The organism is Paenibacillus rigui (assembly GCF_002234615.1).
Classification (GTDB): domain Bacteria; phylum Bacillota; class Bacilli; order Paenibacillales; family NBRC-103111; genus Paenibacillus_S; species Paenibacillus_S rigui.
This window is the reverse complement of sequence record NZ_NMQW01000038.1, coordinates 18,063-35,331: the sequence shown is the minus strand read 5'-3', so window position 1 is coordinate 35,331 and position 17,269 is coordinate 18,063. Positions and strand designations below refer to the sequence as shown.

15 protein-coding genes are annotated in these 17,269 nt (G+C 53.2%); all 15 read right to left on the bottom strand.

All coding sequences use genetic code 11. The features are described 5' to 3' along the window. Positions 1-2: 2 nt before the first annotated feature. A complete protein-coding gene (locus tag CF651_RS23900) occupies positions 3-959 on the bottom strand; it encodes a helix-turn-helix transcriptional regulator (RefSeq protein WP_094017403.1) in 957 nt (318 codons plus the stop codon). An 85-nt stretch (positions 960-1,044) separates the two neighbouring features. Next, complete coding sequence (locus CF651_RS23895) at positions 1,045-1,788, bottom strand: SDR family oxidoreductase (RefSeq protein ID WP_094017402.1); 744 nt, start codon at positions 1,786-1,788, stop codon at positions 1,045-1,047. Positions 1,789-2,178: 390 nt separating this feature from the next. Beyond that, the gene (locus CF651_RS23890) at positions 2,179-3,594 is read right to left on the bottom strand and encodes a sulfatase family protein (protein WP_094017401.1); all 1,416 of its coding nucleotides are present in this window, start codon (positions 3,592-3,594) and stop codon (positions 2,179-2,181) included. Next, positions 3,591-5,060, bottom strand: a complete 1,470-nt coding sequence (locus CF651_RS23885; RefSeq protein ID WP_179232963.1) for an ABC transporter substrate-binding protein — start codon at positions 5,058-5,060, stop codon at positions 3,591-3,593. The genes CF651_RS23890 and CF651_RS23885 overlap by 4 nt, the downstream gene beginning before the upstream one ends. Before the next feature lie 33 nt (positions 5,061-5,093). Beyond that, on the bottom strand, positions 5,094-5,834 hold the full coding sequence (locus tag CF651_RS23880) for a carbohydrate ABC transporter permease (RefSeq protein WP_094017399.1): 741 nt from the start codon (positions 5,832-5,834) through the stop codon (positions 5,094-5,096). Between the two features lie 103 nt (positions 5,835-5,937). Continuing rightward, positions 5,938-6,876 (bottom strand): carbohydrate ABC transporter permease, encoded by a 939-nt coding sequence (locus CF651_RS23875; RefSeq protein WP_144029099.1) that lies wholly within the window; start codon positions 6,874-6,876, stop codon positions 5,938-5,940. A gap of 13 nt (positions 6,877-6,889) precedes the next feature. Beyond that, positions 6,890-7,894, bottom strand: a complete 1,005-nt coding sequence (locus tag CF651_RS23870; protein ID WP_094017397.1) for a Gfo/Idh/MocA family protein — start codon at positions 7,892-7,894, stop codon at positions 6,890-6,892. 178 nt (positions 7,895-8,072) lie between these two features. Then, positions 8,073-9,461, bottom strand: coding sequence for a sulfatase family protein (locus CF651_RS23865; protein ID WP_094017396.1), 1,389 nt, complete (start codon positions 9,459-9,461; stop codon positions 8,073-8,075). A 54-nt stretch (positions 9,462-9,515) separates the two neighbouring features. Further along, positions 9,516-10,328, bottom strand: coding sequence for a sugar phosphate isomerase/epimerase family protein (locus CF651_RS23860; RefSeq protein WP_245856128.1), 813 nt, complete (start codon positions 10,326-10,328; stop codon positions 9,516-9,518). A 122-nt stretch (positions 10,329-10,450) separates the two neighbouring features. Further along, positions 10,451-11,557 (bottom strand): Gfo/Idh/MocA family protein, encoded by a 1,107-nt coding sequence (locus tag CF651_RS23855; RefSeq protein WP_094017395.1) that lies wholly within the window; start codon positions 11,555-11,557, stop codon positions 10,451-10,453. A gap of 184 nt (positions 11,558-11,741) precedes the next feature. Beyond that, on the bottom strand, positions 11,742-13,172 hold the full coding sequence (locus CF651_RS23850) for a sulfatase family protein (protein WP_179232962.1): 1,431 nt from the start codon (positions 13,170-13,172) through the stop codon (positions 11,742-11,744). Next, complete coding sequence (gene cysC / locus CF651_RS23845; RefSeq protein WP_094017393.1) at positions 13,169-13,801, bottom strand: adenylyl-sulfate kinase; 633 nt, start codon at positions 13,799-13,801, stop codon at positions 13,169-13,171. The genes CF651_RS23850 and cysC overlap by 4 nt, the downstream gene beginning before the upstream one ends. A gap of 198 nt (positions 13,802-13,999) precedes the next feature. Then, a complete protein-coding gene (locus tag CF651_RS23840) occupies positions 14,000-14,833 on the bottom strand; it encodes a carbohydrate ABC transporter permease (RefSeq protein WP_245856127.1) in 834 nt (277 codons plus the stop codon). After that, positions 14,830-15,696 (bottom strand): carbohydrate ABC transporter permease, encoded by an 867-nt coding sequence (locus tag CF651_RS23835; RefSeq protein WP_094017392.1) that lies wholly within the window; start codon positions 15,694-15,696, stop codon positions 14,830-14,832. The genes CF651_RS23840 and CF651_RS23835 overlap by 4 nt, the downstream gene beginning before the upstream one ends. A 124-nt stretch (positions 15,697-15,820) precedes the next feature. Beyond that, positions 15,821-17,179 carry an ABC transporter substrate-binding protein gene (locus tag CF651_RS23830; protein ID WP_094017391.1) on the bottom strand — a complete coding sequence of 453 codons (1,359 nt, stop codon included), beginning with the start codon at positions 17,177-17,179 and terminating at the stop codon, positions 15,821-15,823. Positions 17,180-17,269 lie beyond the last annotated feature (90 nt).

Below are 17,269 nucleotides of genomic sequence, written 5' to 3'. Positions count from 1 at the left end.
CATCACGACTCCTCTTTATTATCAGCAGAAGCAAAGCTGCTGACCTGCTTGGCTGTGTCTAGCCTGCACCTCATCGTATCCAGCTCTGTCAACAAGCTGGTCCTTACTCGCTCGGGTTCTATCTCCTCTAGCATACTCCCGAAGGAGAGCAAATAGGCGGTCAGCCAGGCTCCATCCGGAAGGTCGGCTGAAACTGTGTAGGATCCGTCTTCATTGACTTGAATTATCGCGTCGTCGAATTCGTCGTACACTCTGTAAGCCCCTTGTGCCGATAACTTTATCGTCACTCGCACCGATTCGCGAACGACTTGTTCTTCCGCCAGCTCAATGGCCGCTACTGCAGGTCTCGGCTCGAAGTTGCGGTCCGTGACGACGACATCCTTCATCCGGTTGATTTTGAAAACACGGGGGGCATCGCTTGCCAGACAATGGGCCGCCAAGTACCACGATTTGCTCTTGAACAGAAGCTGAACCGGTTCCGCCATTCGGAAGCCCTCCCGACCCGCGCCGTTATAGTAACGGAATTGAATGAGCCGGCAATCGGCAATCGCCTGGCGAAGCTGTGGAAACAGTTGGCGAAGATGATCTGAGCCTCCCCATGGTGAAAAATCCACTTCATGCCATTGGCTTCCGTCTTTTTTGAACAACATTCCCATTTTATGCAGCACTGCATGAATATCCGGATAATCCGCCGCAGCCAGACTTTGCAGCGCAGCCATTACATCATCCTGCTCCCTATCGGTTAACATCGATGCATGAAAGGAATAGCCCTCCAGCAGTGAGATGCCGCCTCCCTTGCCTTTGCTGGCATACACGGGAATGCCGGCAGTGCTCAGCACATCAATGTCCCGGTAAATTGTTCGGGTTGATACCTCGAAACGCTCTGCCAGTTCACCGGCTGTGATCGTTTTTTTATTCAAGAGCATATACAGGATTTCAAAAAGCCGTCCAACCGACATCCGTTTCCCCCCCTCAACCGAGTAAACAATCCAACGCACATTCAACTGTCCTAATCATCGTATCACCCGGTGCTATGGTATACCGTTAGGACGGCTGTATTGTAGGCCGGACAATCATTTCATTGACGCTCGTATCCGCGGGTTCGTTCATCGCAAACGCAATCGCTCTGGCGATGCTATCCGGCGAAATGGCGAAGTGGCTCATTTGGTCCACCCAGCCCTTAATTTCTTCATTGCTGATGGATTTTGTCAATTCCGTAGACGTTACTCCCGGAGAAACGATCGTCGTGCGAATGCCGGAGGCTGGCCCTTCTTCCTGACGAAGTCCCTCGGAGATGGCTCTGACGGCAAACTTAGTTCCGCTGTACACTGCAGCGGTGGGGTCTACTCGATAACCGGAGACTGAAGACACGGTAATGATATGTCCTGACTTCCGCTCTCTCATCGTTGGCAGCACTGCTGCTATTCCGTACAGGACACCCTTAATATTGACGTCCACCATTTTATCCCATTCCTCAATCTTCAATTCGTAAAGAAAAGACAGCGGCATGATGCCGGCATTATTGATCAAAACATCGATTTGTCCATATTGCTGTAATGCATAATCGGCAAGCTTCTGCATATCTGCTGCCGATGCGACGTCAGTTTTGGCGTAAACGGCGCTGCCGCCGCTGCGTTGTATCTGTTCGGCAATCGACTTCAGCCGCTCTTCCCTTCTCGCTGCCAGCACAACCTTGGCTCCGTATTTTCCCAGCAGCAGCGCCGTCGCTTGCCCGATGCCGCTTGATGCCCCTGTGATAATAACCACTTTTGATTGAATATTCTCCACTCTGTTTCACTCCTTCAATAGCTCACTGCGTTTGTCCGCAATCTCACAGTTAGTATATCCGATATAATTGGACAACTGTGTGTCATATTATAAAGTCGGGTGCAAGTTTAATCCTTATGCTCCTAACCCTCAATGAAGGGCGGCCCCCTTGAAGGTTGGCCATTCCCCTACCCAGCGCTGAAATTGGCGTTAAACAAAAACGAGCGCCTCCGGTTGATAGGTTTGTTCATGAGGTCATAGCCTCACAATCCCTATCAGAAGGTCGCTCTACGATGAAGCTAAATCATGCCGACAATCCTTTCCATTTACGCGTATAGGCTTTCATTGCCTGTTCATCAATTTACTTCATTGATATTTAATTTCATTAATGAATAATTTGAATCGAAGCAGCTAGGTTGATTCATTGATAATCGCATTATGCAGCAGTTGATTGCGCATCCATTCACTGTTGACCAGTCCATCGCCTTCCGAAACCAACCGTTCGTATAACAAACGCCGGTACTCACGAATCAGCGGCTGGCAGGCGGGGTCTGTAATCCGATTGGTCAGCTCGTATGGATCCTGCTTCAAGTCATACAGCTCATCTACATCCGTTGTATTCCATATATATTTCCATTGATCCGTGCGAAGCATGCGCTGCGTGTACAATCCGAACTGCTGTCCGTTGTAGGTTGAAACAACTTCCTTCCGCCAGTCTGCTTCTGCTCTGGGTTCCCCTTTGATTAACGGCATTAAAGATTGTCCTGGAAAGAACGATGGCACCGGCAGATCCAGCAGCTCTAACAGCATTGGCGGCAAATCCAGCATGTTATAGACGAAAGCATCACAGGTCGTGCCCCGTTGCCCTTCCTTCATCCCTTCAGGGTATTTCACGATCAGCGGTACCTTCACGACATCATCATACATCACATAATGCTTATCCATCATCCGATGGGAGCCGCACATATCGCCGTGATCGGAGGTGAATATAACCATCGTTTGATTCGCAGCGCCGGTTTCCTCCAATGCCTGCAGTACCATTCCAATCGCGTCATCCGTCTGACTGATAACCGCATAGTAACGTGCGACGATTGGAGCCCAATCTTCCCATGTGTACCCCTCCACCTGCCAGCTTTGCAGCTGCTGCCGTTGGATGTAGGGCTTGCCGGCAAATGTCTCGCCGAAGCCGCCCCACACCGGTATTTCTTCCGGGCTGTACATATCCGCGAATGGAGCGGAGGGGCGGCAGGGCAGATGCGGCTCCGGAAAATGAAGCTGGACAACCCAGGGCGCATCCCCTTGTGCAAGCTCTCGAATGGAACGGCACGCTTGTTCGGCCAGCCAGTGCGTCCCGGCATGCTCAAGCGGAATCGGATTCCGCTCTCCTGGATAACCGGCCTTGAACGCAACATCCGGATAATGACGGGCCAGCAGCTCCTTATAAGCCCCGAGCCCCACATGCGTATCGTAACCATACTCAAGCGGAGACCTTTCTGGATGCACATCCCATTTACCAAGCAGCACTTTACGGTACGAAAGCTTGCTCAATTCCCGGGGCCAAGCGTATTCCGTTGGCTCCAGAGCCGGAATGGGCAGGCCATTCTTGAAATTCCACAGTGCTCCGAACGTTTCCGGTCTGCGCCCGTTAATGAACGCCTGCCGGGACGGACAGCAAATCGGGATCGGTGTGAAAGCATTCGTAAACCGAAGACCTTCGGAGGCTAAACGGTCGATGTTCGGTGTCTTCACGGGATATACTCCGCTTGCTCCAATGCAGTCATACCGAAGCTGATCCAGCATGATGATTACAATATTCGGCGTCTTCATGGCTTGCGGATCCCATAATTGTTATCTTTGGACCATTGATTGTCGCTCATTTTCTTCTTCACGCCATCCATCATGATTTTCTTTAACTCGGCCAAATATTGCTCCTGCGATTTGGTCCCCTCGAGATAAAGCTGCCCCAGCTTCTGGTTGTTCTCAGTCACATTCTTGTCGACCTCACCCGCATAGATATTGAGCTGCATCCGTTCTCCTGCAAACTGGAAGCCCTTCAGCTTCTCTGGAAGAACAGCGTTCTCAACGACAGGCGTGCGGTATAAGCTTTCTGCGAGCATGCCTTGAACCTTCGGCGAGGTCGTGTAGGCAAGGAAATCGACCGCAGCTTCCATTTTTTCAGGCGGTATCGTTTTCGGTATGGCCATATTTCCTGCCGGGACGCCACCGATTTCCATCAGCTTTCCGGCGGCATCCGGGTGATTTTCCTTTGTCAAATAAGGCAAGGGAAATGCTGCCATTTCGAATTTCCGTGCGGAGGTCTCGTACATGGCTTTGCTCTGCGCCGAGGTTCTCATGACCATTGCCGCTTTGCCGCGCAGAAACAAATCTCCAGCCGTTTCGAAATCGAGCCCGTTATACCCTTTGGGCCAATACTTGCTCCAGTTTTTCACCAGCGCGAATACATCCTTGAACGGTGCTTTTTCAATATCGATAATGCCCTGATCCACCCCCCGGACATATTCATTGACTTCAATAAACCCGCTCTGATCGACATCAAGCAGCGGATAAGAGCCGGCCAGCAGCTCCTCGGTTAAAATACGTACCGTCCAATTGTAGTTGTAGTCGCCCGGTTTGGAGTTTGGAAAAGCAAACGGCACGACGTTCAGCCTCAGCAGCTTCTCCTGTGCCTCCATAAATTGATTCCAGGTCTTGGGCACTTCCGTAATGCCCGCTTGGGCAAACAAATCCTTATTGTACAATACACGGACTGAATTTACATAATTTGGAATGCTGGCATAGGTCTTATCATCACCCATCAGCTGCTGCAGAATCGTTTGGGAAAACAGCTTTTCCCAGGGCTGGTCCCCGGAATAGGCGTTTTTTTGCTTGTAATACGGCGTAAGATCAACAAGCAGTCCTTTTTTCAAATCCTCCTGATCCCAAATATACCGTGTGGTAAAAATATCCGGCGCCGTATTCCCGATCAATTGGGTCGTCACCCAGGTACGATGCTGCTCCACCCCGGCAAAATGCTGCATTTGCAAATTCAGCCTGACTCCCGGGTGCGCTTCCATATACGTGCTGGCAATGCTTTCCCACGATTTCCGTTCCGCCTCATCCCCGTCGCTCTCCAGCATGACCATCACCTTTAACTCGATTGCCTTCCCGCTGCCGCCGCTGTTCCCGGCATTGTTCCCGCTTGACGGCACGGAGTCCTGTGTACAGCCGTTCAACAGCAGGGCAGCGGAAATGACGGCGATTAGCGGCAGCGCCCACTTTGTCCCATCGTACATGTTCATCCCCCTTTCTACGTGCGCAAAATCAGACTACCCCTTGACGGCTCCTGCCGTAATACCGGATTCGAACGATTTCGTTGCGAACAGGAACAGCAGCAGCAAGGGAACCGAAGCCAGGACATACCCCGCAAATTGGAGTCCCTGCACTTGATCCAGCGAGCCGTGAACACTGCCGAGCGCCAGAATGATCGGCTTCACTTGGTCCCCGGAGGTTACAACGAGCGGCCATACATAGTTGTTCCAGCCCAGCAGCGCGTTCATGACAGCAACCGTAGATACGATGGGAACCGACAAAGGCAGTGCGATTTGCCAATAAATCCGCAGCTCGCCCGCTCCTTCCACTTCAGCCGCTTGCAGCAGGCTTTCGGACAAGCCCTCGAAGAAGGTGCGGATCAGCATCGTCGCCATCGCCGAAGCGCCGGCCATCGGACCGCATATTTGCGCCCAATAGGTGTTGATAAGACCCAGCTCCTTGAACAAAATAAACTGCGGAATCAGGATAAGAAATGCAGGAACCATCATCAGCATGATGATGAGATAGTAGAGAACACTTTTTCCCCAAAAGGTGAACCGGGCGAACGCGTAACCCGCCAGTGTCGAATTGATAAGTACACATAAGATAATGCCGGACGTAATCAGGATCGAGTTCCACAGAAACGGCCACAGCTGCAGGAACGCTTGCGCGTAATTCGAGAAATGCAGGGGAACCGAAGGTGTCCAGAAATGATGAATCACCTGATCGCGGTATTTCAGTGACATCATCAGCAGCATATAACAACGGAACCAAGGTCAAGAGCAATAACAATGACAGAACCGAATAATTCATCACTGAGCCCGGGGTCCATCTCCCTCTTCTCATCGTCCATCCCCTCCCCTATTCGACGCGTTCCGCCGTCTTCAACAATCGGTTCGCGGCAAGGGTGCACAGCAGCAGTATGGCAAATACCACCACGCCGATTGCCGACGCATAGCCCAATTCGTTGGATTCGAATCCTTTCTTGTACAAATACAATGCGGGCGTCAGCGTGGAATAGCCAGGGCCCCCGTTCGTCAGCACCAGTACGTTCTCGAAGCTTTGAAATTGTTGAATGAACGCGAGGATCAGGACCAGGCGCAGCTGATTGCGGAGCAAGGGAAGCTCGATAAACCGGATGCGCTGCCACCCGTTCATGCCATCTATATGTCCAACCTCCAGCAGTTCTTGGGGGATCGAGACCAATCCGGCCAAATATATCAGGAAATAGATACCTGAAATCCATGGGAAGCTGATAAACACAATGGCCCCTAACGCAGTGCCGCTCTCACCGAGCCAAGCGTGAATCAGATGCTCCAAGCCCACTGCCTGAAGCAGCCGGTCCAGCAGCCCGTCACCGACATAAATCCACTTCCAGAGCAGGAAAATAATCAGGTGCGGAACGACCATCGGGATGACGAACCCGAATTTGAAAAAAGCCTGCGCCCGGGCTTGCTTCAAATGAAATATACCAATTGCAGCCAAAAGCGGAAAGGTCAGCTGAATGAGCACGAAGCTTCCCGTGAACAGACTAATATTTTTCATCGAAGTATAAAAGGCTGCGTCACGAAACAAAGTCTCATAGTTGTGCAGCCCGATGAAGCGATGGATATTCGCCCCGTTCCATTCATAGAACGATTGGGTGATCGCCTGAACGAACGGCGTGTATTTGAACAAACCGATCGAAAGCAAAATCGGCGCCAAAAACAAATACGCCTGGAGCTGCTTCGACAGCCGACGGTGCACGCGCAGTGAGAGTAGCGGCCCAGCCGACGGTGCACGCGGTGCGGGCTTTGTCAAACTGAACACCTCCTCAGCCTGATCTTGGAACCTCAACCACACTGCCTCCCGTTTGGTGTGAACGGATAGCGGCCTCAATGACCTCCTGTGCGGCAAGAGCTTCACGGCCTGAGCCTTCGATTGCTTCCGGATGGGCTTGCTGTTTGATTTGTTCAATAAAACGGTGAATCCGGTTGCCGAAGGTGTCGTTGAAGCTCTGCATCCCCCGCATCATGGAATTTTGCATGACGAGCCTTTCACTGCTGTGGCGGGGAAACAAGGTAATGCTCTCATATACGTTCTCGATCACAAACCGGCCTTCCGTCCCGGCCGCCTCGCACCATTCGATCGGGTGCAGCATCGACATATCGTAGCTGCCTGTCAAATGACCCACCGCACCATTCGCAAACTCCAGATTCACACTGGCCGTAGACCAGGTCGTCCGTCCCGGCGCTTTATTCATAAAGGCCTGAACCCGCTTCACATCCCCAAAAAAATACCGCATCACATCGATGGAATGCGGATGCAGCGCGCGCATGTGGAACCACTCTGTGGAATCCGCCTTGTTGTCAATCGTCAGCCTCATGTTGATAAACAACGGCGTGCCGAGCAGGCTGCGTTCGATCCATTCCTTACCTTTGGCCGCCGCCGGGGTAAACCGGTGATTCAAATTACAGCCGAAACGGACATTTCGATCTGCGGCCGCTTTCACCATCGCTCTCGCTTCTGCGATGCGGTTCGAGATCGGCTTCTCCACAAGCACATCCACACCTGCTTCAATAGCGGCCATTACAGGCTCATAGTGGTGGCTTCCCTTTTCATCCCCCCCTGTCGCTACGCAAACCATATCGATCTGCTCGCGGTCCAGCAGCTGTCTGAGATCGGCATAAGCTTTCACTCCATATGTCGCTGCAGCTTCCTTGACCCGCTCTTCCAGCAGGTCGCATACCGCGACGAGCTCGGTATCCGGGTGCTGGTCATAATAACGGCAATGAATTTTGCCGATGTTGTTCACGCCGACGACAGCTATTCGAATCATCGGAGCCCTCCTTAGATTTTAGGTTTCCTGTTCGCCGGGAAAACCAACCGGGAACGCTGTGCTGGCAGCTGAGTGCACCCGCTAGGGTGCGGCTGCAGAGAAGACCGCACCACGCTTAGGGGCGGTGCGGTCAGCATTTCGATTCACGAGAGACGAATCGTGAATGGTTCAAGATAGACTACTTCGCCTTGTTCGCCTGCAGCGAACGGGCCGTAAGCGAGCTGCCGATATGCAGCGTATCGTACGCTTCCTGTGATGAAGCGAACGGCAGGTCGCCTTTGCCATGCCAGCCCAGATTCGTGTACATCGGGTTCGTGCGGCCCGTTTCCTCTTCACGGCGGCGGATATGTGCTTCCATTCTGGCGGTAAGCAGCTTGACTACCTCCGGTTCCTGATCCGCAACGTTATGGTTCTCGAGCGGATCCTCCATCAGATTGTACAGCTCGACCTCAGGCTTAAAATGAAAATCCGGCTCCAGCGCACGGATCAGCTTCCAATGCGGAGTGCGCCACCCGTGCTTGCGCATCCATGTGCATTCGGTCAGGTACAGCTCGCTTATCCGCCGCTCCGGGGTCCCGTTTATGAAGGGCAGCAGGCTGCGGCCACCGGGCTCAAGCTGCTCCTCCACGCCCAACAGCTCCAGGATGGTCGGCATAATATCCTGGATGACGGAGACATCCGGCACCCTTTTGCCTGAAGGCACTTTGCCCGGAAACTTAATAATGAGCGGCACGATCAGCGTACAATCGTAAAGCCCATGATGATCAAAGTAGCATTCATGCTCATACAGCGTCTCTCCATGATCCGAGGTGACGACAATTAATGTCTCCTCTGTCAAGCCGAGGGCTTCTACTTTTTGAATAATATTTTGAATGCAGGCGTCCATATAGGCGACGGCTCCGTCATACTGAGCGTTCACATATTCCTGATCGGTAACCCCCTCGGGAATCCAGGACTTCAGAAAGTCCGCGAAGGGCTTGAAATCGTATACCGGCTCCATCGAACGGTTGGAGGGGTCGCGTTCGTCGCCTCCGTAAAAGATCCGCTCATACGGCTGCGGCGGCAAATAAGGCGAATGCGGGTCCATATGCCGCAGAAACAGAAAGAACGGTTCATCCTCCTGTGCCAGCCGCTGCAGCTCGGGAATGGCCACTGCATTCAGGTTGGCCGCCTTCGGGCATCTTCCCGTTTCGTCCGGAAGCCAGGCTTCGTATTCCAAATAATGGGCAAACCCGCGGGAGGAAGGGTTGCCCGTAAAGCCGATGCAGGTCGTATTGTAGCCCTGCTCACCCAGCACCTCCGCTAATGTCTTGGCGCCCACCGGCCCTTTGTGCCTCAAGGCCACTACATCCGTGCCGAAGCAGTCCTTGCCCGTCAGCATCGCCGCATAAGCAGGCGTGGTCGGTATGCTCGGACTGAAATGCTGCTCAAACAACACCCCCTCGGCTGCCAGCTTATCCAAATGGGGCGTGGTCAGCTTAGGGTATCCGTAGGAGCTCATGCGGTCTCTTCGCAAACTGTCTATCCCGAAAAGAATCAGATTCGGCTTTTTATTCGACGAGGACATGCCCGTTCACTCTCCTTATGCATCTATGAAATAGGACGATGAGTTGCCTTTTGACTATCGGGCATTCAGCTGCTTCAGGCAGGCGTTCAAGTAGCCGTAGGTTTCTGCCGCTATTATGGAAATTTGGGCAAGGGAATGCTCCGGCTTGGCCCCGATCACTTCAAGCACGACGGGACCGTCGTAGCTGTGATCCGCCATCGCCTTGCAATAGGCGAACAGATTGATATCGCCGCGTCCGCAGGCCTGCAGCTCGATAGGTCCCGGTCCCTGCTCCCTACCTTTGCAGTCGCGGATGTGCACATGCTTCACCCGGCTGATAACGGCAGGCAGCGCAGCCTCCGGGTTCTCATTCGCCCGGTAAATATGGCTCGGGTCCATGTCGATGCCGAATGCGGGCGAAGTGACCTCGGACATCGCACGAAGTGTCGTCGGCGTGTCATGTATCGCTTGCCCGACATGAGCCTTCACGCACAGCGTGACGCCAAATGAGGCAGCTTTCTCGGACATCCGGTTCAGCTGATCGATGGAACGCTGCACATCTTCTTCTACCCCCGTTTTACCGCCCGGGCCTATGTTCACGATCGGAATGCCGATCTCCGCCGCCGCCTCGAAAGCAGATAGCAGACGCTGCTCGTCTTTTACACTGCCGAACTCCATGGACAGGAAGCTTATGCCCTGGTCCTGAACAATGGAGCGGAGCTCAGCAGCCTGCTCCTTCCAGCGCGTTAAATCCAAATGCTCGCACATGCCTTGAATCGCTGAAATTTCTACGCCGTCATAACCGCTTAGCGCAATATGCCGCACCGCCGTGGCAAAATCGAACTCCTTAAACAATACCGAGTTGACTCCGAGCTTGATCATCGTCATTGCACGCTCCCTTTTTCCGGCAGGTCACTGCCATTGAATAATGTCTGTTCCATCCAACTCCGACAACAGCTTGGCTATGACATCTACAAATGCACGATTGCCGTGCCTTTTCCGCTGCTTAACTACCGCATGAGCAGAGGATCTCCGTGGAATGCAGGCAGCGGATGCGGCCTGACCACAGCGCCCCCCTGTTCGTACGATTCCATTACGGCATACGTATATTCCAGTACGGCCAACGCATCCCGCCCGGATGCCCGAATATGCTCGCGCGGCACCCCGTTCGTGATATCCTCAAGAAACGCATGCAGACGGTTGTTGAAGGTGGAGTTAAACTCCGTGACCCCGGATTCCGTTACTTCCGGCTGCGGGTGCGCCCCAATGGCGGGAACGCCTTTCTGGGCTCTCCAGTAGGACACCTTTTCCACACAATTTTCGATGCAGAACGTCCCTCGGGTGCCTCCTACCTCCATACTCCACCAGCCGCCCAGTCCATAGGTAGCATCTCCCCTCTGACTGAGCAGATAGCCTGCCGCGCCGCTGGCGAACTTCACGTGGATGCTGTTGATGGAGACTGTGATATCCCCTGCGCTTTTGCGAAAGCCGGCTTGATTCGAGAATGTCTGAATGTGCGTAATGTCTCCACAAAAATGGCGCATAACGCTGAAGGGATGCGTTAAAAACGCTTTCATATGGAAGTACGGCTGCCCTTTATCCTTCGGTGACTTCGGTGAGGCATACATAGCTTCACCGCCGTTGAATCCCATCTTGGCAAGACAATAGACCGTTTCACCGATATCTCCCGCCTCCATGTATTGCTTGGCTCTTTCGGCAGGCGCAGAAAAGTAATGGTTCAGGTTGCAGCCCAGGTATACCTTCTTCTCGGCCGCGAATCGGACCAGCTCCCGGCCTTCGTGAATGTCGTTGGCAAGCGGCTTCTCGATCAACACATGCTTCCCGGCCGCGATGGCTTGCATCGCCGGCTCGAAATGCCAGCTGCCATTGTCTATACCGCCTGTCGTCACATCTACAATGTCCAGCTCGGGCTCCGCTTCCAGCATTTCCTGCAGACCGTAATACGCTCTAACGCCGTATTTCTCTGCCGCCTTATCGGCTCTTTCCTTCACTACATCGCATACAGCGATGACTTGAGCCAGCGGGTCGCCCGCGTAACATTCGGCGTGACGCATACCGATTCCGTTCATGCCTACAATTCCGATCTTCAATACCATTCGCCTTCGTCCCCTGCCTGCATCATTCGAAGGCAGACCGGGACTGCACCACCTTTCATATTTGGAATAAGCTGAGTAACCAGATCGCCTAACCCATCATAATCCCGCTGCTTTGCTTATGCATTGCCGATTCCGTCATGATCGGGGCCAATTCCGCCAACCTGAAAGACGATCTCGCGCTTCATTACTTCCCATACCCGGCGCGCTCCCTCTCCAAGGCGTCATAACGCTCCCGCTGCGGATTGGCAATCCAGGAGTCCCAAGTCAAGCCGACCGTGCCAAGAATCGCTTCGATACGCCGTCGAAAAGGCAGCTGCGCTTCATGGAGCTGGCGCATCATCGGGTCCGCTCTCCCATTCAGCTTGCGGGCAACGAAGGCCGTCAGCTTGTTTTCAAGCGCTTCGGCCAGCGCGGTCTCTTGATCCGCGATGTTCACCAGCTCCTCCGGATCCTGCTCTAGATCGAACAATTCGGTAACCGGACGTTGAAACGGCCCCGGATCATAGTAACGGATCAGCTTATAACGATCCGTCCGGATGGCTCTTGCCGCCTGCCATGCGCATTCGCTCAGGTATACTTCCTCCCACGTCCCGTCGGCCTCGCCCCGAACAGAGGGCCATAGACTTTGCCCGTCAATGCCATCGGGGACTTGCAGCAGCGCAGAAGGATCCAGCCTCGCCCCGCCTGCCATAGCCGCCTCCAGCACCGTAGGCAGCAAATCCACATGCTGCACAAAGCCGCTCACCCGGCGGCCTGCAGGAATGCGCCCCGGCCACCGCATCAGGAGCGGCACATGCACGGTTGGCTCATATAAGCCGCAATGGTCCCAATAAATATTATGCTCGGTCAAGCTTTCCCCATGATCCCCGAACAGTACGATCAAGGTTTCCTCTTGAATCCCCAGCTCCACTAGCGTTGTGTCCAGCTCTTGAAGAAGATCGTCCAAATAGCGAATTTCGGCATCATAAAGCGCATTCATATAAGCCGTATCAGTGACGGGACCAAGCTGCCTGTAATGATGATGCTTAAAAAACGGGTACGCTGGATGCTCATATGCACGATCCATGCTGCGGCCTCCCGGCTGGTACGGATCCTTATCCTTTTCATAAAAGGGGGCCACATACTTTTCCGGCGGCAAGTAGGGGGTGTGAGCATCCCAATAATGGAGGAACAAGAAGAAATCCTCCTCTTTATGCTCCCGAATCCAGGGAATGGCCAGGTCGTTGACGGTCCTGCCGTCAATCCACCGTTTCTTCCCCGAGGGGTTCAAATAATACCGGTACCCCCGCGCGAACCACTCCTTCAGGTTATATAAATTATCTACCGCACAGGTGGTAAAGCCTGCTGCCTTCAGCATCGAGGGCAGCCATTCAACCGATTTGGGCAGGTAGCTTAGCTCCGAGCCGTGGGATACGATACCGCTGGTCAAGCCGATTTTCCCGGTAAAAATAGCTGAATGCGCTACTTCCGTCGGAATATCCGCTGCATAGGCACGTTCCATCAATACCCCTTCGGACGCAATCCGGTCCATATAAGGACTCGTCGGCTTACCGTACCCGTAACAACCAAGCCGGTCGGCCCGAAGCGTATCCAGTGAAATCATAATAATTTTCATTCGTTCACTCCCTCCGGCATCGGCTCCTCTTCTACAGCGATCTCCCTTACGCATGTTTCTTCCCCTGCGGCAGCCGGATGGCCATGTGCGGCAATGCTCAATATCCGAGGGCTTTGGCGAAGGTAATCCCAGATCCGCGCTACGTTCTCTTCAACGGCATGGCGGTGCGTATCGATGACGATATCCGCCCGATCCGGCACGTCATAGGCATCGGAAATGCCGGTGAAGCTCTGAATTTCCTGACGCCTTGCCTTGGCGTACAAGCCTTTTACATCCCTCGACTCGCAAACCTCAAGGGAGCAGCAGGCGTACACTTCCACATAGCCGTTTACATGATGGCGCAAATAGGTCCTCATTTCGTGATACGGTGTAATGGCCGATACAATAACAACGATGCCATGCTTAGCAAGCAGGTTGGCTACATAAGCAATGCGGCGTATGTTTTCGAGCCTGTCTTCACGGCTGAACCCGAGCCCTTTGCCGATCGTAGTGCGAATCGCGTCTCCGTCCAGCAGCTCCGCCGGCCGACCGGCTGCGGTCAGCCGGTTGAACAGCTGCTGGGCGGTTGTTGTTTTTCCCGAGCCCGAGAGGCCCGTAAACCAAAGTACACTACCGCTGGAGCTTTCCATGTACTTTCCTCCTTAAAGCTTTCCCGATAGGGATATCTTGCTTGTCGATAAAACCTGGTAAGATTGAAATTTGACAGGTAACTCCGGTTGGGTACTCCCTTCCAGCCGCTGTTGTCTTCGTAGCTCCATTGTAGTACTACAGCCCGGCGGGTTCATTGTTCATTGCGCCAATCGCATGGCCGATGCGGCCGGATTCGGTTAGCCTTTGACGGAGCCTGCGGTCATGCCGGCGACAATCTTTTTGTTGAAGAACAGAAACAGAATCAACGGCGGGATCGAGATCAGAACCACATCCGCAAACAGCAGGTTCCAGGAGGTAATGTACATGCTCATGAAGTTGTAAAGGGTCAGCTGTACCGTTGCATTCTCCGAGCCCGGCAAGAAATAAAGCGGGTTCACAAAATCGTTAAAGACGCTAACCGCCTGAATAATGATAATGGTAGAGGACACCGGCTTCAGCAGCGGGAAAATAATATGGGTAAACAGCTTGAACCCGCCGCAGCCGTCAATAAATGCGCTCTCATCAATGTCCCTCGGGATGGTCGCGGTGAACGCCTTGTACAGAATGGCGCAGAATGGAAAATGAAGAGCAATTTCTACCAGGGTCAACCCCGGAAGTGTCTTGAACAGTCCGACAGTGTTCAGCACCCATATGGTAGGAACGACGGCAGGCGGTATCATCAACCCGGCCAGCACCAGGAAGTTCAGCGTAGAGGCAGCTCTACCTTTCTCCCTCCGCTGCAGCACGAAGCCTGCGAGGGAGCTGACCAGCACCAGTCCGGCAATCGACAGAACGGTAAGCAGCGAGCTGTTGTAAAAGGCGCGCACGAGCATATGATCAGCAGCCGATAAGACAGCCTTGTAATTTTCAACGATATGGAACGAGTCCGGCCAAGCCATATTCATATCGGCTGCTTTCGTAGGGGATTTGAACGAGTTGACGATGACGAAGTAAAACGGCACCCAAAAGATGATAGTCGAGAGCAGGAGCAGCACGGCGCTGACCAGTGTTTTTTGTACCACCTTGTTCACAGGTCCACCTCTCTTCGGTTCAAAAACATATACAGCGGGAACGCGAGCACCGATATGGCTATGAACAAAATGACGTTGCCTGCCGTCGCAAGCCCGTAAAATCCGGCCTGATACTGCTTGTAAATAATGGAGGCAATCAAGTCTGTCGAAAAGCCCGGCCCCCCTTTGGTCATCGCCCATATGAGGTCAAAGGTGCGCAAGCCGCCGATGAACGCCAATATGATGACGGAATTCATCGCAGGTCTGCTGAGCGGCAGTGTAATATGCCAAAATCCACGGAAGGCATTGCCTCCGTCCATTTTCAAAGCTTCATAATAATGCTGCGGGATCGACATAATGCCCGCGATGTAAATAACCGTAGCGATGCCAACGCCTTTCCATACATCGACTAGCGCAACCGACAACAGAGCAATCTTCGTGTTGCCCAGCCAGTCCGGTCCGTTGATGCCGAATATGGCGAGTGCATTGTTGATGACCCCCTGGGTCGGATGCATCATCGTGCTGAATGCAATCCCGACGGCGATCGTACTCAGCAGGGTCGGAAAGAACACCATCGAGCGAAAATAATCCTTGAACCAAATGCTGGAGGTCAGCAGCGTGGCAAGCAGCAACGCCAGAATCACCTTCAAGCCGCACGTAACGACGGCAAATATAAGCGTGTTTTTGAAGCCGATTTGAAGCGACGACTCCTCGAAGAACATCACATAGTTGTCCCAGCCGATAAATTGCCACTTCGTCAGCGTCCATCGGGTTAAGCTGAAGAACAATGACATGACTGTCGGCAGCAAATAAAAAACGAAGTAAATCAGCCCTGCCGGCAGCAAAAACAAATACGAATACATCTTTTTTTGTGACAGCGTCATTCGGTTCCCTCCCTGTACAATGGTCATAAGTCGTCTACGGATACAGGCACGGATACAATCGGCCCTGCAAGACGCTTGCAGGGCCGATGCATCCATTTATCAACCGGGAACATCCCGGTTCTTGTTACCAGCCTGGAAGGTTGAGCTGCTGCGCCTGCTTCCTTACATCTTTATCGTAGTCGGCAGCCCCGTCGGCGGCCGATTTCTGCCCTGTGCCGACCTCAATCAGGATGCTTTCCAGATTCGGTCCTTTCACCGGCGAAATAAATTCGAGCGCAGGCAGTGTTTTTCCATTGTCAAAATACGTTTGCATATCCTTTACTGCCTGATAGGCATCGTCAGGGACATTGATCCCTTTGACGACAAACGGTCCGTTCGCTTTGCTCTTGGACATGTACGCCTTCTGCCCTTCAGGGGATAACAGGAACTCGATGAACTTTTTGGCTGCCTCTACATTCTTGCTCTTCTTGTTGATGTAATAAGAGTTTGGCATCCACACCGTCAAGCCGTTTACGCTCGGGTTGTCGCTAGGAATCGGGAATACGCCGATATCTTTTTGCTTATCAGGATAGTTCTGCGCCAAAGCGTCGATTGCGCTGGTCAGCATCGGATACTGGACGCCCGTTCCTTCCGCAAGCATTTTCAGCGCCGTGTCATACGTTGTGGCCAGGAAATCCTTGTTGTAATAGCCTTTCTTGAATACCTCACCCGTCATTTCAAAGCCGCGGAGCGCTGCCGGGGTCGTGGCGTACTTCGCTTTGCTGGCCGTGTAATCCTGCGCGAAGGTCGGCGATTGGGATTGAACGTTATACTGATTGGCCAGCACGAACAGCTGCGACGTCCAGGTCGTTTTGTAGGAACCGATCACAGCCGTCTTGCCCGCCGCTTTAATCTTGTCGCTGTTGGCAATAAACTCCGCCCATGTTTTTGGAATGGTCAGGCCAAGCTCGGCGTACACCTTCTTGTTATACAAAATGCCCCCGACGTTGGACGAGCCGCCCGGCACTCCGAATATTTTGCCCCCTGAGGTCACTGTCTCTTTATAAGAATCCAGCAAATTCGCCATGAACGGCTCCTTCGTCAGATCAACAAAGTTCTCCTCCGGATTTAACGCCTTCAGCAGCGAACCGGAGTTGTAATACAATATGTCCGCCATCTCTCCGGTAGCGAGCCGTGTCTTAACGAGGTTATCTCCTTCGGTGCCATCCGGCTTAATATCGAATTTGATTTTGATATTCAGCTTTTTCTCCGCTTCGGCTGCAACCGCTTGCGTCGCAGGGTAAGCAGTGCCGGTCGAGCCAATCAGTAGCGTAAGCGTTGTCGGCTCCGCGGGCTTCGCCGAATTGGCTGTCTGACCCGCTTTGCTGTCGGCCGGAGCCGGCGCTGTGCCCGCCGTCGGTTGGCTTGAGGAGCTGCAGCCCGCAACTAAGGTGGAAATCAGGGCCGCATAAGAAAATACAGTGAACACTCTGGCTCGATTCATGTTTCGTTCCTCCTTTGAATTGTGCACATTCATTACGCCGGACGATGTATCCGGCCGCGGGAATCTCGGAAATTGTACATTTCCGTTGCG